Genomic DNA, 12,744 nt, shown 5'->3' with positions numbered 1-12,744 from the left:
TGTCCATCCCCTTGCGTTCTGCGGCGTTGGGAGCAGAATGTGTCCCATGAGTACCCAGACGAACTACACCGTGAAGTTGACCGACGGTCCGCTGGAGGGCAAGACGATCAGCGCCCCGCTCACCGATCAGGGATCGCCGAAGCCCACCGTCGACGTGCCGAGTGGCACGGCCGGCAAGGTCTACCGGTACGCCCGGACGACCGGCGAGGAGTACGACGACTCGGGAGCACCGAGTGCCGTCGACTACCGCTTCCTGGAGGCGGTCTTCACGACCGGATCCGACCAGCCCTGACCTGTCGCACTGGTACCTCTTAATACGGTGCGTTTCCGGGTGCGCCGTTCGGCCGCCCTGCGGCGTCCGGCGGCGGGCCCGCCCTCGCCGCGACCGTGACGGTGCCGATCGGGGTCTCGACGATGGCGTCGACGACGACCGTCTCCCCCTCGATGGTGCAGGCCCCGAGCGTGGCCTGGTTGCGGGATGCGACCATGCGCGCGGTGTCGCACGGGAAGCCCGCGACGCGTCCGGAGAGGGTGTCCGCGGCGGCCAACGCGGCTGCGTCCGCCGCGTTGGCCGCCCGCTGATGCCCGGCGAGCAGTGTCGCCACGGGGAGGGTGGCGAGGAGGAGCGCGACGAGCGCACCCATGACGCCCACCGCCAGCACCGACCCTGCGCCCGCCTCGTCGCGCAACCCGGCCAAGCCGAGCCTGCCGTGGCGGTGCCTCATCGTCCGCCGGCCAGGGCGCAGGAGGACACCGAGATCGGGATGAGCGCCGCGAGGCCTGAACCACCTGCGGCGTCGACCTGCACGCAGACGAGGTCACCCTCCGAGCTGCTGGCGGTGGTCGCCCCCGGCAACATCTGCGAGACCCGGCCCGCCGCCGTCCCACCGTCCTCGCCGCGTCCCAGGCTGCGGGCCGCGTCGGCAGCGGCATCGGTCGCGCGGAGCTGGGTCAGGCCCACCTGGATGGCGGAGAGCCCCATCGCCAACACCAGGACGACGGCTGGGACCACGACGGCGAACTCCGCCGTGACGGAGCCGTCCTCGGAGCGGAGCGCACGGCGACATCGACGCACCGTTCAACCGTTCGCCGTGAGCGCGCGACGGATGAGGTCGGTGAGGATGCCCCGCACCTCATCGCCCCGGAGGATGGCGACGAGGAGTCCCGCGAACCCGACGGCCGCAACTGTGGCGCCGAAAGGGCGTACATCGACACGAGGAGATTCCCCCATGCCCCAGTCCGCGGCTTTTCGTTCCAGCACCCCCTCCGACCTCGGCTTCCTGATCGACATCCTCGATCGGATCGAGGGGCGCCTCCAGATTGTGGAGGCCCCGTCAGGCGAACAGATCGGCCAGACCATCGAGCGGCTCCGTGTCCTCGTCGAGGAGCTCTCGGCCCAGGTTGACACGCTCGTCGAGGACAAGACCTACCTCCGAGCGGACATCGACCAGCGCATCGCGAACCCGCCCTCGGGGTCGAATGTGACCGGCAACGTGACTGCCTCCGGGAGCGTGACCGCGAACGGCAACGTCGCTGCGGACGGGAACGTCATCTCCGGAGCCGCGATCGCCGCGACCACCGCGCTCAGCGGCCAGGACCTCTACGCCACAAACGCGCCGGGCTTCAACATCACGGGTGGACGGGTGGCCGCGTGGCTAGAGAACGCGACCGGCCGTCTTGGGACCGCTTCGTCGTCTCGCCGGTACAAGCAAGACGAGGCACCCGCGACGATTGACCCCGCCGCCGTTCTCACCATCCACCCGAAGACGTTCCACTACATCGACGAGGTCCGGAAGCGCGACGACCCGGCGTTCGAGCACTACGTCGGCCCTGAGTACGTCGTCGCCGAGGAGGTCGGCTTCATCGCGGAAGACCTCGCCGACGCCCGGCTCGATCCGTTCGTCGTGTGGCGCGAGGTGGACGGCGCCGTCGTCCCGGACGGCGTCAACTACGCGATGATCGCCGTCGCCCAACAGGCCGTCCTTCTTTCGCTGGACGCGCGACTCCGCGCGCACGGCATGTAGAAACGAAGAACGGCCCTCGTCCCGAAGGAGGAGGGCCGTTCTCGCTGGGACGCTTACGCGATGGCGATACCACGCGAGAACGCGAGGCCCCGGTCGAGAAGCTTGCTCAGGTCCAGGAGAACAGAGATGACGCTTCTGAGCTTCTCCAACGTGATTCGCTTGGTGGGAACCGTAACGGGAGCGTTGACCGTGCGAAGAACGGGAACGTTGGTGGGAACCGTAACGGGAGCGCTAACTGTAGAAACGCTGGTACGAAGTGTGTACCCGGCTATACACAGTGTTGTACATTGGTGGAAGAGAAACGCGATCGTACTGATCCAGTCGTGATCGTTCATGAGAGTGAACCTCCTAAGGTTCGGTAGCCGGATTGCAGTCCGGGCAGATGTGTTTCTTGGAGAATCGACGATGCCCTCGGCTGATGCTGAGGGCATTGTCACGTCCGGCGGCGGGTGCCTCCAAACGACCAGAGCTTCCTGATGTTCCCAGCTTACTGGCGATAATCGCCGTTCTCCAGGGACCGCGGCCTGAGGTAGTTACAGCCGTGTAGTTCTCCACCGGTTCTCCACCGAATCGAGCGAGTTCTCCACCGGTTCTCCACCGGGTTCGGCTGACGACGTACTACCCCGCGGGGGTCGAAAACGCCGTGATTTGGGGGATTTCTCCACAACCTGTGGACAAAGTTATCCACAGGGTCTTGTAGACCCAATAATTTCTCAGCCCGGGACGTTTTCCGGCGTGTCGCGGCAGGTTTCTGGGTGCGCGAAGCTTATGCATGGCGACGTTGTCCACAGAATCGGCGCGATGGACGGCCCCCAAAGGGAACCCCCTGTACCCGAAAGGGTAGGTCTAGGGGGTTCTCTCGTCGGCGACCCGACGAGACCCGCGCCATCTCAAACGCGGGGGTTCTGGGGGGCTAGGAGCGGTCGAGGGCGCGTGCTTGGTCCTCGGAGGCCGAGGCGGAAACCGGGGTGCGTCCGCGATCCCCGCCGTCCGCGCCGTTGATCTTCCGGACCTTGCGGACCGGCTTCGGCTCGTCCGGCTCGGAGGGGGCGAGTTGCGCGGCCTGCCGCTCGCTCGCGGTCTGTCGATGGTTCGTGCTCATGGTCTGGCTCCTGTTCATTCGAAGTCGTCGTCGTCGAAGTGGTCTGCGGTGATGGTCAGCCGCGGTCTCTGCCTCTTCCGGGCCTGCCGGAAAACGAGGGCTGAGCTGTCCCGCTCGGACTCCGCCGGGGCGGTTTCGGCTCGTCGTGCCTTCGTCGCCTTCCGCGGCAGCGTCAGCACGCCCGGTCCGTGCGGGGCGGGGTCGAGGAGGACGGTGTGGCGCTCCGCTTCCGCCCGGGTGAGCTTGTGGCCCCGCTCGATGAGTCGCACGGTCTCGGCGAACTGCTTCAACCACTCGCGATCCCGCTCAGCCGCCAGCTCGCTTGCCCGGGCGCCGGTACGCGGTGCCAGTGCCCTAGGCATTGCGGACCACCTTCGCGTCGGGTGTGTCCGCGGGGATGTTCAGACCGAGGAGTGTCGCTCGCTGAGCCTCGGCCTTGAGGATCAGGGCGTAGATGCCGTTCCGGGCTTGCTGGTTCGCCGCGAGGTTGAGGTCCCGGTTCAGGTCCCGGATCATCTTGTCGAGACGGGCCTCGCTCGTTGCCCGGAGCTCGTCGGCGGTCTCGGTGGCGAGCCGCACGTAGTAGGCGGAGCAGAGCTCGCGTGCTACCCACGCGGTGACGCCCATCGACTCACCGATCGCGTCGTAGTCCGACCCGGCGACCTTGAGCGCCCAGGCTTCCGCCGCGCGGGAGTTCTCCGGCGTCTCGGGCGCCAGGACCATGGTCTTCGACTTCTTCTTCTCGCCCATCACTCAACACTCCGGATCTGGATGTCGATGCTCGTCAGACCGTCGCGCACCACATCGGAGCCCGACTGGAGGTTGAAGATGCCGCGGGAGTTCGACGACGTGCTCAGAATCGACGGGAGGTGATCCGGAGCGAGGAGCTCGATCACGCCGAGCGAGGTACGGAGCTCATCGCTCGCGACCTGCAACGTCTTGAGAGCGGCACCGACGCGGTCGCGGTTGTGTGCGGCCTTCGCGAGCGCGGCCTTCTTCCACGGCTTGCGGTTCGCGTTGATGGTCGCGACGAGCTCACCGTAGGCCGTGTAGATGGCCCGGTCGGCAGGCTCCACCAGCGCCCGAGCGTGACGAGCTCGCTGCTCGGCGGTCTTCGTGGCCTCCAGCGGGTCGGCCTGCTCGGCCTGGTCGGGGTCGTCGTTGAACAGCGCGGTCATTCGTGCGCTGTCGTCGGCACCGGCCCGACCGATCAGAGCCTCGGCCTGATTCGCTTCGACAACGAGTCGGGTCCAGCGGTTGTACGTGTCGAGGAGCTTCCCGATCGCCTGGTCGATCGGGGCGATACCCGTCTCGACCGGCAGATCGACGGTCCACTGACGGTTGGAGGAGGTGAGGCTGATGTTCTGCATGGTCATGATGCCTTTCGTTGTGTGAACTGGGGATCGAGGAGCTCGTCTGTCGGCGGACTGCCGGAGCCGACGTGGCCGATGGAGAATCTGGAGCCGCTGAGCACGACGCGACCGGAGTTGGCGAGCGCCCCGATGGCTTTGTACGCCACACCCTTCGAGAGACCCGATTCCTGGAGAAGGAAGGCCCACTCCGACCGGGTCGCGCCCGTCGAGAGGAAGGCCGCGCGGAAGATGCCGAGGGCTTGCTCGACTCGCGGAGCCATCTGCTCGGCCTCACCCGCCGCCCCGAACGAGGCCGCGTAGTGCAAGATGACCGACTCGGTCCCGTCGACCGGCGAGAGCTTGACGTCCATGACCTTCCCGGCCTCGCCGTCCTTGTTCTTGACGAGCTCAAGCGTTCGGACATCGCCGTCCCCGGAGAGCTGGAGGACCTGATCCATGCCCGCGAGGAGAGCTGTCGAACCGCGGAGGTTGCCGTTGTGGCCGGTGTGATGCAGGAGCAGGATCGAGCAACCCTCGTGCGCCTTCCGGATGGAATCGGCCGCGGAGACGACGAGACCCATGCTCGTTGCCGAGTTCTCCTCCAGGCCCGGAGCGAGGCGGTTGAGCGTGTCGCCGATGACGAGGTCGATCCCGAGGCCAGCGACCACCGCGGCGACCTCGGCCACCTCGGCCGGGTTGCCGAGGTCGACGGGGTCGGGGTAGACGAACAGGCCCTCCTTGAGCGGCTCGCGCCACGCCGCCTCGAGAGCCTGGAACCGACGATCGAGCCCAGACGCACCTTCCGCCGCGATGTAGAGCACTCGGCCTTGCTCGACCTCCCGTCCCAGCCACGGATGGCCGGTGGCGATGGAGTATGCGAACCCTTGTGCGAGGAGCGACTTGAATCCGGCCGGCGGGGCGACGAGCATCGCCGTGGAGTTCCTCGACAGCACGCCCGGAACGAGCGGTTCGGGCTTCGGCAGAGCGGCCAGATCGCCACGAGACAGGAGCCGGTCCGCGAACGAGGGACGGTCCTGTCGCTGGAGCGCCTTGAACTGCCGCTCGGCCTCGGCACGAATGCTCAGACGCGCGACCTCGTCGGCGATCCTCCGCTCCTCCGGAGTGCCCTCCGCCTCGGATGCTGGGGGTGCTACGTCGTGCTTCAGCTTTCGCGCTGCCTTGAGCTCGGCCTTCGTGAAGGGGATGAATGTCGGAGCGGGTCCCCAGTAGTTCGCCGAGGTGAGGAGGGCTGAGTCGAAGTCGGCGGCGTAGCCGGGATGGAATTTCGTGTACGTCTCGCGGGCCTGGGCCACGGCCTCTCCGACGCCGACCCGCCCTTCGCTCCCGAGCTGAGCCAGGAGGCGTGTAGCTTCGAGCATCGTTCCGTGGGAGGTGCCGTGCTCGTGGATCAGGGACGCGGCCTTCCGGACTCGCTTTCCGGGCTTGCCGGGGGTGAGTGTGGCTACCCAGTCCGCGAGCGCGAGGTCGTGCGTCGCGTCATGAGCCCGGCCATCGACGAGGACCCACTCGGGAGCTGGGGCGATGCTCGGCTCCTCGGTGAGCGCGTCGCCGTAGTAGACGAAGTACCCGTTCCCGGATCGGATGTCGACGCCGCCCATCTTCTCGCCGTCGTGAGCGAGGTTCTGGCCGACCGTGAGTACCCGACCCGCGGGAGCGGCGTAGACGTGGTGTCGCCCGCCGCCGAGGGTCGGGTAGGAGAGCGTCTCCGGCGCCGTGAGCCCATGCGCCCGGAGGGACGTAGGTCCATCCTTCGTCGGGTCGTCGGAGAGGTCGACATCCAGGGTGACGAGTCCGGAACCCCGGGTGTAGACGCCGACGAAGGCGTCCGGGTTCGCCTGCCACCACTCGAAGATGGTCGAGGGGTCGTCGGAGGCGACCTCGGTGAATCGGACCAGCGGCTTCTTCCGACGCTTCTCGCCGTCGAGCTCCACGAGGACGGGGAAGACCTTCCACCCGTAGCGGGCAAGGGAAGCCGCGATCGCCGCCACGTTCTCACGTGGCGCGAGCTTGCGGGTCATCGACTCGCCTCCCACACACCCCGAGCGAGGTCCGCTCGGAGCAGCGCGACCGCGGCACGCTTGCGCCGCGCCCATGGGAGGCCGGGGTGCTCACGGTCCACGATGTCCAGATAGTCCCGGAGGTCGTCCTCGGAGGGAAGCGGAAGACTCTTCTCGTTCGACACTCGCTTGACCGGCGGGAGGAGACCGGCGAGCTTGAGGCGCTCGTGGACCTCATCGGGCGCGAGGCCCCGCTTCTTGAGCTTCTTCTCCACGATCTGCCGGGCGTCCTCGCGCGCTTCGGCCTTCGCAGAGTTCTTCGCGGCCTTCGCGGCATTCGCCTTCCGGGAACGCTCAGCGGCCCACTCCGGCCCCTTCTTCGCGACCCCTGCCAGCGATGCCATTCGGGCCGACTCAGGCGTGAACCCCATCAGGCGTCCTCACCTTCGCGCTCGGTCTCCTGTCGGTGGACGGCGGCCATAGCCGCGAGGGTCGCTCGGTTGACCCGAGCCTCCCGCTCCCGAGCGGCGTGGTAGCCGGGGCTGAGGTCGCTCATCTTCGGCGGGCGCGGAGCCTCGTCGGCCGTCATCGGGTACCTCCGAGAAGGACCGAGAGCCGAGAGGCCTGGGAGGTTGAGAGGACCGGAGCTCGGTCGACGATGCGTTCGACGACAGCGCGGTCGTCGTCAGTGAGGACGGTCATGAGATGGGGACTTCCGGCGAGGAGCGGAGCGGCCGTTCCCTGCCGGTGAAGGCGGTACTAGGCGACGAGCGCTGGGGCTCGATCACTACCGATCCCCAGTTCCCCATCTCGGTTGCACTGGGAGGTGTGTGCTGGGATAAACGCTAGCACGTATGGTCGACGTATTCCTACCGTTTTATGACTTCTGACCTGGACTTATTTCTCCGGCTTGCCCGGAACTCTTACTCGATCTGGAGCCCGTTCGATCGGTCCTCAGTGTCGAATATCGGCGCCTGGTCTCGGTCTCAGTCTCGGTCTCCATCTCCCCCTCCTATAGAGGGGGGGAGACTTTGGAGACTCGATGGAGACTGGGATGGAGACTATGGAGACTTTCCCGGAAAGACGCGGAAGTTGAGAGGAGACTCGCTTGGAGACTGCGGAGACCGGGGATGGAGACTCGATGGAGACTGGGGGGCAGATTCGCCATCCAATGGAGACTCGTTCCAGGTGCTCGGGATGCCTCTCGATCGGAGTGCGGGGAGGTGACGGCTCTCACCCGGCGTCGACGGCGTGAACCTAGGCTCGCTTTCGGAAACCGGGGTCAGTGCCCGCGGGTGCTCGGAGACCGCCCCGAGGATGGGTGCATCTCGCCTGAACTACGCTCGGGTCCCCATCGTGGGCGCGGTAGGGATCGAGGCGTATCGCGAGCTCAGTCTCGCCACTGAATCTCGGTGCTCGCGGCCATGGCTTCCATGCTCTGTGACCGGCCACCCTGCCCTACCGAGTGGACGACGACGGTCATGAGCACGTCGAGGACGGCGCGCTTCCGATCCAGGCTCAGCGTCTCCCACGTCGCCGAGACATCGGCCTGCCCGATGATGTCGCCGAGTACGTCGACCCGGCCCGCCTCGGTCATCTTCGCGTCGATGGTGGCGATCTGCTCGCGGAGGTTGCGCACCGCGGCGCGGGCGTCGTCCGACGAAAGGGTCCCGTCCGCGACGAGGTCGACGACGCTGTCCAGGCGGGCCTGGTGTGCAAGCCGCTCGATCCGGAGGGCGTCGGCGTCCGGCCGCTCACGGTCGAGGAGGAGATCGGCGGCATCGGGCCGCGACAGTCGGGCGACGATGACGGATTCGACGAAGCGGTCGAGCGGGGCGCCGCGGCGCATGAAGTGGGCCATCGACCGGCACCGGTAGGAGTGGACGCCCGCGTCGCCGCCACCGGCCCGGATCGGGTCGAAGCAGACCCCGCACACGGCGAGGCCAGACAGGAGCCACTTCCGGCCCGTCTCCCCGCCGTTCGTCCGCCGCCCGGAGTGCGAGAGGAGCTCCTTCGCCGCGAGCCAGGTCTCCTCGCCGACGATCGGTTCCCAGGCGCCGGGGACGCATGACTCCCGCGTGATGGATTCGAGGTCGTAGAGCTCGCCATCCGGGTTCCGCCTCGGCAGGAGGGCCGCGTAGTAGGGCGAGAGGAGCATCCGCCGGAGCGTCGTCGGCCGGAACTCGACGCCGTCCGGGTTTCGCTTCGATGGCATCGTCCGCTTGCCCGCGGCGTTGAGCTCGCGGCAGATCGAGCCGAGGGTCATTCCCGAGAGGAGGGACTCGTACATCCGTCGCACATCATCGGCTCGCTCGGGGTCGATCAGGTAGGCGCTCGGGGACTCCGCCGTCCGCTCGGCGGTCGGGACCCAGAGGTAGCCGTACGGCACCCGGCCGGAGGTCGGGACGCCTCGCTCTCGCCGGTCGGCATTCGCGAAGATGCGCCGCTCAGCCTTGATTTCCGACTCTGCCCGACTGACGCTCGTCAGGACGTTCGCGACGAGGCGACCGGAGGGGGAAGCGAGGTCAAGAGCGCCGTCCGTCGTGACCGTGTTGACCTTCGCGGCGGTGAGTGCTTCGAGGGCGCTCAGGCTCCGGCCGAGCCGGTCGAGCTTCCGCACGATCAGCACGTCGAACTTGCCCGCGCGGGCGTCGGTGAGGAGCCGGTCATAGGCGGTCCCCGCGCCGCGGCTCTTGTACCCCGAGACGTTGTTGTCCTCGTAGGTCTCGACGACCTCGTAGTCGCGGGCGGCGGCGAGCTGGAGACACGCGTCGATCTGTCGCCGGATGCCCTCGGGCTCAGCTACCGACTGCCGGGCGTAGATGGCAGCGCGGACGGGAGCAACTCGGGTCGAAGTCATGGCCCCAGAATACGCCGAAACGCGCTACAGTGGCCATGGTCGCCACGGCGTACTCCGCCGTCGCCGACCCTCGCTCGTCCCGCAGGAGGCGTCGCGCCTCGCACACGAGGTCCTGCTCGATCCGGCTTCCGATCCTGATCATGATGTTCCTTCCCTGCACCGGAGTGCTGTGTCCGTGGCACGAACACCTCCATGGTCCCCGGCCGCGGCGGCTGTCGGATCGACAACGGGCTCGGGAGCGACGCATGCCTTCGCTGGGCGCGTTGTGGAGCGGCTTCCATTGCGAAGGAGCGCTATTCATGGTTGAGTATTAGTCGTGGATGAACAGCTGGCGGGACGCGATTCGCAACTCCTCCGAGGGGTGTTGCCGATGCTGATCCTGTCGACCGTGCAGCGCGGCGAGACGTACGGGTACGAACTCGTGGAGCAATTGCGCGCTCTCGGCCTGACGGACCTCGCCACCGGCGTCGTGTACCCGGTCCTCAGCCGGTTCGAGCGTGACGGCCTGGTGACCGGACGCCGGGTCGCGTCACCTGGCGGACCGGCACGGAAGTACTACGCGATCACCGAACGAGGAGAGGCGGCGAGGCTCGACGCCATCGCACGCTGGAGGGCGATGACCGACATCGCCGAGCGAGGACTGGACCCAGAGGGAGCCCGACCATGACCGATCGCAAGACCACCCCGACGGACGAGCGATCCGCCGAACCCACTCCGCACCGCCCGGGTGCCGCGGACCGATGGCGTCGCGACGCCTACCTGCAGCGCGTGGACTGGCACCTCGAGGCCGTCGTGCCCGGGCGCGAACGCCGGTCGATCGTCCGATCGCTCCGCGAGGACCTCACGGCCGAGCGGAGGCCGATGGCCGCAGCCCTCGCCGACCTCGGCTCACCCCGAGCACTCGCCGCCCGATACGCGGAAGACCCGACACGGCTTCGGCCTGTGTGGTCGATCGGGGTCATCTGGGGTGGCGTCGCGATCCTTGCCTACTGGTGCGCCTTCGCCCTGTTCACGCTCGGGATGCTCTCGGTCGTCGAGCAGTCGACGCTCACCGAGGCACACGCACGGTTCTTCTTCGTCGACGTCCTCGCGTTCGCCGGTCCGGACGGGATCGGGGTGGGATGGAGCGGCGACCTGGCCTGGCTCCTCGTGCCGGCGGTGATCCTCGCGGTCGGCGTCCTGCTCGGTGCCCGATGCTGGCGCGCTCTGCCGCGCCCGAGACACTAGAGCCACACCGGCGACCACCGGGGCTCAGAACCCCAGTGCGGTGGAGGTCAGGACGCTCAGGAGCAGCGGGGCCACACCCACGAGCAGGAAGGCGGGCAGCACGCAGACGCCGAGCGGGATCATCAGGCGCGTCGCGAGGACCGCAGCGGCGCGCTCGCCGTCGGAACGAGCCTGATCGCGTTGCTGCTGCGCCTCGCTCCGGAGCAGTTCGCCTGCCGGGACACCCGCCCGGGCCGACAGGGCGAGCACCCCGGCGATCGCCTGCTCGTCGTAGGGCACGTGGAACCGTGTGCAGGCCTCCTCGACGATCGCCCGGGCCGCCGGAGCGGCGCCGCCGCCCGCCATCGCGACCGCGACGAGGTCGAGCGACAGCCCGGGGGCCGGATCCCGCTGGGCTGCCCGCGCGCTCAGCGACGCACTCCACCGTGCGCCGAGCACGAGGAAGCCCACGCCGACGACGAGGCAACCGAGTCCAGGGCCCGTCGCGAAGAGCGTCCGCAGGGTGTCGAAGCCGAGTGCCATCCCGAGCACGACGGCCACGACAGGCAACCAGAGCACGAGCCGCGCGGTGGCCGCCGGACCGGCGAGCGCCGTACCCACGTCTCGAGCGATCCGATCCAGCTCTCGCAGCGACCCGGCCAGGTCTCGGAGGCAGACCCCGAGCGGTGCGCCGCTGATGGAGGCGACCTGCCAAGCGGCAGCCAAGCCAGCCCAGGCCGTGCGAGCACCGGCGCTCGACTCCTGCTCGGCGATGGCGGCGATGGCCTCCGGCATGTCCCCGCCGCGGACCGCGGCGTCGGCCACGCCGGCGAGCGCCGCCGTGGCCGAGCTCGCCTGCGGCATCGGGTCCGCGACTCCGACGTCCGACGCGTCGACATGCACCGGCTCGGGCGCACCGGCCACCGTGACACCGCCCTGCAGGTCGGCAGCCGCGGCGAGATGCGTCCAAGCGCTGCCGGGAGCCACCCCCGCGCCGAGCAGCACGGCCAGACGGCGCGTGGTGCGGGCGACGCGCGCGGGGCCGTCGTCCTCCGGTGGGGTCGCGCCGGGGAACGCCGCGAGCACGGGGCGAAGCCACCGAGGGGTGATCACGGCAACTCCTCGACCGCGAGACGATCCCGCTCGTCGAGGACGAACCGTCCGACGGCCACCACCTGCCTCCCGGCCGGAAGCCGGGCGAGATGGACGATGAGCCCGATGGCGCTCGTCGCCTGACGCGCGACGGCCTCCTGGCTCATGCCGGCGAGCGCACCGAGCGCTTCGAGCCTGGCGGGGACGTCCGTGAGCGAGTTCGCGTGGAGCGTGCCGGCGCCGCCGTCGTGGCCGGTGTTGAGCGCCGAGAGCAACTCCCGCACCTCCGGACCTCGACATTCGCCGAGGACGAGGCGGTCGGGCCGCATGCGGAGCGCCTCGCGCAGGAGCCGCTCGAGGTCGATACCGCCTGCGCCCTCGAGGTTCGCCTGGCGGGACTGGAGTGCGACGACGTGCGGGTGGAGGATCCGGAGCTCGGCGACGTCCTCGATGACGACGAGCCGTTCAGCCGGTGGCGCGAGCCCGAGCAGGGCACCCAGCAGGGTCGTCTTGCCGGACCCCCCGGCACCGGTGACGAGGATGTTCACGCGCGTGGCCACGGCCTCACGCAGGAGTTCGGCGACGGTGGACGGGAACATGCCGACGGCCTGCAGGGCTTCGAATCCCAACGCCTCATCGCGAGGCACCCGGATGGACAGCAGGGTGCCCCTCGTGGAGACCGGCGGCAACACCACGTGGACACGGATGCCGTCCTGCAGCCGGACGTCGACGCACGGGGTCGCCTCGTCGACGTGGCGTCCGCCGCGCGCCACGAGGCGGATGGCCAGCGCACGGATGGTCGCCTCGTCGGACGTCCATCCGGCTTCGCGGACGAGGCCGGCGCCGTGGTCGAGCCAGAGGCCGGACGTCCCGTTCACGAAGAGGTCGGTCACCCCCGGGTCGGCGAGGTAGGGCGCGAGGGCGCCGAAATCGGCGAGCGCCGTGACCCCGCGGGACTCGTCTACGCGGGTGGCTTCGGCCTCGTCGGCCGCCCCCGGTGGGTCGGGTGGGGCGGTGTCGGGCGGCACGGAGACGACGAAACGTTCGGACATGCGGCGAGCGTAGGCGCGGTCCGGTCGGTGCTCGCGGT

17 protein-coding genes are annotated in these 12,744 nt (G+C 68.8%); 4 read left to right on the top strand and 13 right to left on the bottom strand.

The genetic code is table 11. The annotated features are described in order from the left end of the window. The first annotated feature begins 46 nt into the window (after nt 1-46). On the top strand, nt 47-292 hold the full coding sequence (locus tag QRN26_RS15720) for a DUF8847 domain-containing protein (protein WP_056014545.1): 246 nt from the start codon (nt 47-49) through the stop codon (nt 290-292). Between the two features lie 19 nt (nt 293-311). Here QRN26_RS15720 and QRN26_RS15715 read toward each other — a convergent pair whose 3' ends face one another. Genes QRN26_RS15715 through QRN26_RS15705 form a run of 3 tightly spaced genes read right to left on the bottom strand, consistent with a single transcriptional unit; the run spans nt 312 to nt 1,231 of the window. Continuing rightward, nucleotides 312-725 (bottom strand): Rv3654c family TadE-like protein, encoded by a 414-nt coding sequence (locus tag QRN26_RS15715; RefSeq protein WP_285037485.1) that lies wholly within the window; start codon nt 723-725, stop codon nt 312-314. Continuing rightward, entirely contained in the window at nt 722-1,075 is a 354-nt protein-coding gene (locus QRN26_RS15710) for a TadE family type IV pilus minor pilin (RefSeq protein ID WP_285037484.1), read from the bottom strand. Before QRN26_RS15710 ends, QRN26_RS15715 begins: the two co-directional genes overlap by 4 nt. Nucleotides 1,076-1,078: 3 nt before the next feature. Continuing rightward, nucleotides 1,079-1,231 (bottom strand): DUF4244 domain-containing protein, encoded by a 153-nt coding sequence (locus QRN26_RS15705; RefSeq protein ID WP_502927645.1) that lies wholly within the window; start codon nt 1,229-1,231, stop codon nt 1,079-1,081. Between QRN26_RS15705 and QRN26_RS15700 the strand changes: the two genes are divergently transcribed. Next, a complete protein-coding gene (locus QRN26_RS15700) occupies nt 1,230-2,024 on the top strand; it encodes a tail fiber domain-containing protein (protein ID WP_285037483.1) in 795 nt (264 codons plus the stop codon). The two genes, QRN26_RS15705 and QRN26_RS15700, sit on opposite strands and share 2 nt — an antisense overlap. A 913-nt stretch (nt 2,025-2,937) precedes the next feature. Here QRN26_RS15700 and QRN26_RS15695 read toward each other — a convergent pair. The 8 genes from QRN26_RS15695 to QRN26_RS15660 form a co-directional block, all read right to left on the bottom strand. Further along, nucleotides 2,938-3,126, bottom strand: a complete 189-nt coding sequence (locus QRN26_RS15695; RefSeq protein ID WP_285037482.1) for a hypothetical protein — start codon at nt 3,124-3,126, stop codon at nt 2,938-2,940. 14 nt (nt 3,127-3,140) lie between these two features. Then, nucleotides 3,141-3,488, bottom strand: a complete 348-nt coding sequence (locus tag QRN26_RS15690; protein ID WP_285037481.1) for a hypothetical protein — start codon at nt 3,486-3,488, stop codon at nt 3,141-3,143. After that, on the bottom strand, nt 3,481-3,876 hold the full coding sequence (locus QRN26_RS15685) for a hypothetical protein (protein WP_285037480.1): 396 nt from the start codon (nt 3,874-3,876) through the stop codon (nt 3,481-3,483). Before QRN26_RS15685 ends, QRN26_RS15690 begins: the two co-directional genes overlap by 8 nt. After that, nucleotides 3,876-4,502 carry a hypothetical protein gene (locus tag QRN26_RS15680; protein ID WP_285037479.1) on the bottom strand — a complete coding sequence of 209 codons (627 nt, stop codon included), beginning with the start codon at nt 4,500-4,502 and terminating at the stop codon, nt 3,876-3,878. The genes QRN26_RS15685 and QRN26_RS15680 overlap by 1 nt, the downstream gene beginning before the upstream one ends. Next, the gene (locus tag QRN26_RS15675) at nt 4,499-6,517 is read right to left on the bottom strand and encodes an AAA family ATPase (RefSeq protein WP_285037478.1); all 2,019 of its coding nucleotides are present in this window, start codon (nt 6,515-6,517) and stop codon (nt 4,499-4,501) included. Before QRN26_RS15675 ends, QRN26_RS15680 begins: the two co-directional genes overlap by 4 nt. Further along, on the bottom strand, nt 6,514-6,900 hold the full coding sequence (locus tag QRN26_RS15670; RefSeq protein WP_056776304.1) for a hypothetical protein: 387 nt from the start codon (nt 6,898-6,900) through the stop codon (nt 6,514-6,516). The genes QRN26_RS15675 and QRN26_RS15670 overlap by 4 nt, the downstream gene beginning before the upstream one ends. 26 nt (nt 6,901-6,926) lie before the next feature. After that, entirely contained in the window at nt 6,927-7,085 is a 159-nt protein-coding gene (locus QRN26_RS15665; RefSeq protein ID WP_157579731.1) for a hypothetical protein, read from the bottom strand. Nucleotides 7,086-7,886: 801 nt separating this feature from the next. Further along, nucleotides 7,887-9,356, bottom strand: coding sequence for a recombinase family protein (locus tag QRN26_RS15660; protein WP_285037477.1), 1,470 nt, complete (start codon nt 9,354-9,356; stop codon nt 7,887-7,889). Nucleotides 9,357-9,672: 316 nt separating this feature from the next. On the opposite strand from QRN26_RS15660, the gene QRN26_RS15650 reads away from it, so the two are divergent. Together QRN26_RS15650 and QRN26_RS15645 are read left to right on the top strand one after the other, a co-directional pair. Further along, complete coding sequence (locus tag QRN26_RS15650; RefSeq protein WP_235526874.1) at nt 9,673-10,023, top strand: PadR family transcriptional regulator; 351 nt, start codon at nt 9,673-9,675, stop codon at nt 10,021-10,023. Continuing rightward, entirely contained in the window at nt 10,020-10,583 is a 564-nt protein-coding gene (locus QRN26_RS15645; protein WP_285037475.1) for an HAAS signaling domain-containing protein, read from the top strand. Before QRN26_RS15650 ends, QRN26_RS15645 begins: the two co-directional genes overlap by 4 nt. 24 nt (nt 10,584-10,607) lie before the next feature. Here QRN26_RS15645 and QRN26_RS15640 read toward each other — a convergent pair whose 3' ends face one another. Further along, nucleotides 10,608-11,675: a hypothetical protein gene (locus QRN26_RS15640; protein WP_285037474.1), complete on the bottom strand. Its 1,068-nt coding sequence runs from the start codon at nt 11,673-11,675 to the stop codon at nt 10,608-10,610. Further along, nucleotides 11,672-12,706 (bottom strand): TadA family conjugal transfer-associated ATPase, encoded by a 1,035-nt coding sequence (locus tag QRN26_RS15635; protein WP_285037473.1) that lies wholly within the window; start codon nt 12,704-12,706, stop codon nt 11,672-11,674. The genes QRN26_RS15640 and QRN26_RS15635 overlap by 4 nt, the downstream gene beginning before the upstream one ends. Nucleotides 12,707-12,744: the final 38 nt, after the last annotated feature.

Origin of the sequence: Plantibacter sp. ME-Dv--P-095, from assembly GCF_030209365.1 — a bacterium.
Lineage (GTDB): Bacteria > Actinomycetota > Actinomycetes > Actinomycetales > Microbacteriaceae > Plantibacter.
This window is presented reverse-complemented; position numbering and strand designations above follow the sequence as displayed.

Excerpts from the sequence above, each read along its gene's own strand:
- QRN26_RS15720 (WP_056014545.1), top strand. The coding sequence starts at position 47 with ATGAGTACCCAGACGAACTACACCGTGAAGTTGACCGACGGTCCGCTG.
- QRN26_RS15715 (WP_285037485.1), bottom strand. The coding sequence starts at position 725 with ATGAGGCACCGCCACGGCAGGCTCGGCTTGGCCGGGTTGCGCGACGAG.
- QRN26_RS15700 (WP_285037483.1), top strand. The coding sequence starts at position 1,230 with ATGCCCCAGTCCGCGGCTTTTCGTTCCAGCACCCCCTCCGACCTCGGC.
- QRN26_RS15705 (WP_502927645.1), bottom strand. The coding sequence starts at position 1,231 with ATGGGGGAATCTCCTCGTGTCGATGTACGCCCTTTCGGCGCCACAGTT.
- QRN26_RS15695 (WP_285037482.1), bottom strand. The coding sequence starts at position 3,126 with ATGAGCACGAACCATCGACAGACCGCGAGCGAGCGGCAGGCCGCGCAA.
- QRN26_RS15690 (WP_285037481.1), bottom strand. The coding sequence starts at position 3,488 with ATGCCTAGGGCACTGGCACCGCGTACCGGCGCCCGGGCAAGCGAGCTG.
- QRN26_RS15685 (WP_285037480.1), bottom strand. The coding sequence starts at position 3,876 with ATGGGCGAGAAGAAGAAGTCGAAGACCATGGTCCTGGCGCCCGAGACG.
- QRN26_RS15680 (WP_285037479.1), bottom strand. The coding sequence starts at position 4,502 with ATGACCATGCAGAACATCAGCCTCACCTCCTCCAACCGTCAGTGGACC.
- QRN26_RS15675 (WP_285037478.1), bottom strand. The coding sequence starts at position 6,517 with ATGACCCGCAAGCTCGCGCCACGTGAGAACGTGGCGGCGATCGCGGCT.
- QRN26_RS15670 (WP_056776304.1), bottom strand. The coding sequence starts at position 6,900 with ATGGCATCGCTGGCAGGGGTCGCGAAGAAGGGGCCGGAGTGGGCCGCT.
- QRN26_RS15665 (WP_157579731.1), bottom strand. The coding sequence starts at position 7,085 with ATGACGGCCGACGAGGCTCCGCGCCCGCCGAAGATGAGCGACCTCAGC.
- QRN26_RS15660 (WP_285037477.1), bottom strand. The coding sequence starts at position 9,356 with ATGACTTCGACCCGAGTTGCTCCCGTCCGCGCTGCCATCTACGCCCGG.
- QRN26_RS15645 (WP_285037475.1), top strand. The coding sequence starts at position 10,020 with ATGACCGATCGCAAGACCACCCCGACGGACGAGCGATCCGCCGAACCC.
- QRN26_RS15635 (WP_285037473.1), bottom strand. The coding sequence starts at position 12,706 with ATGTCCGAACGTTTCGTCGTCTCCGTGCCGCCCGACACCGCCCCACCC.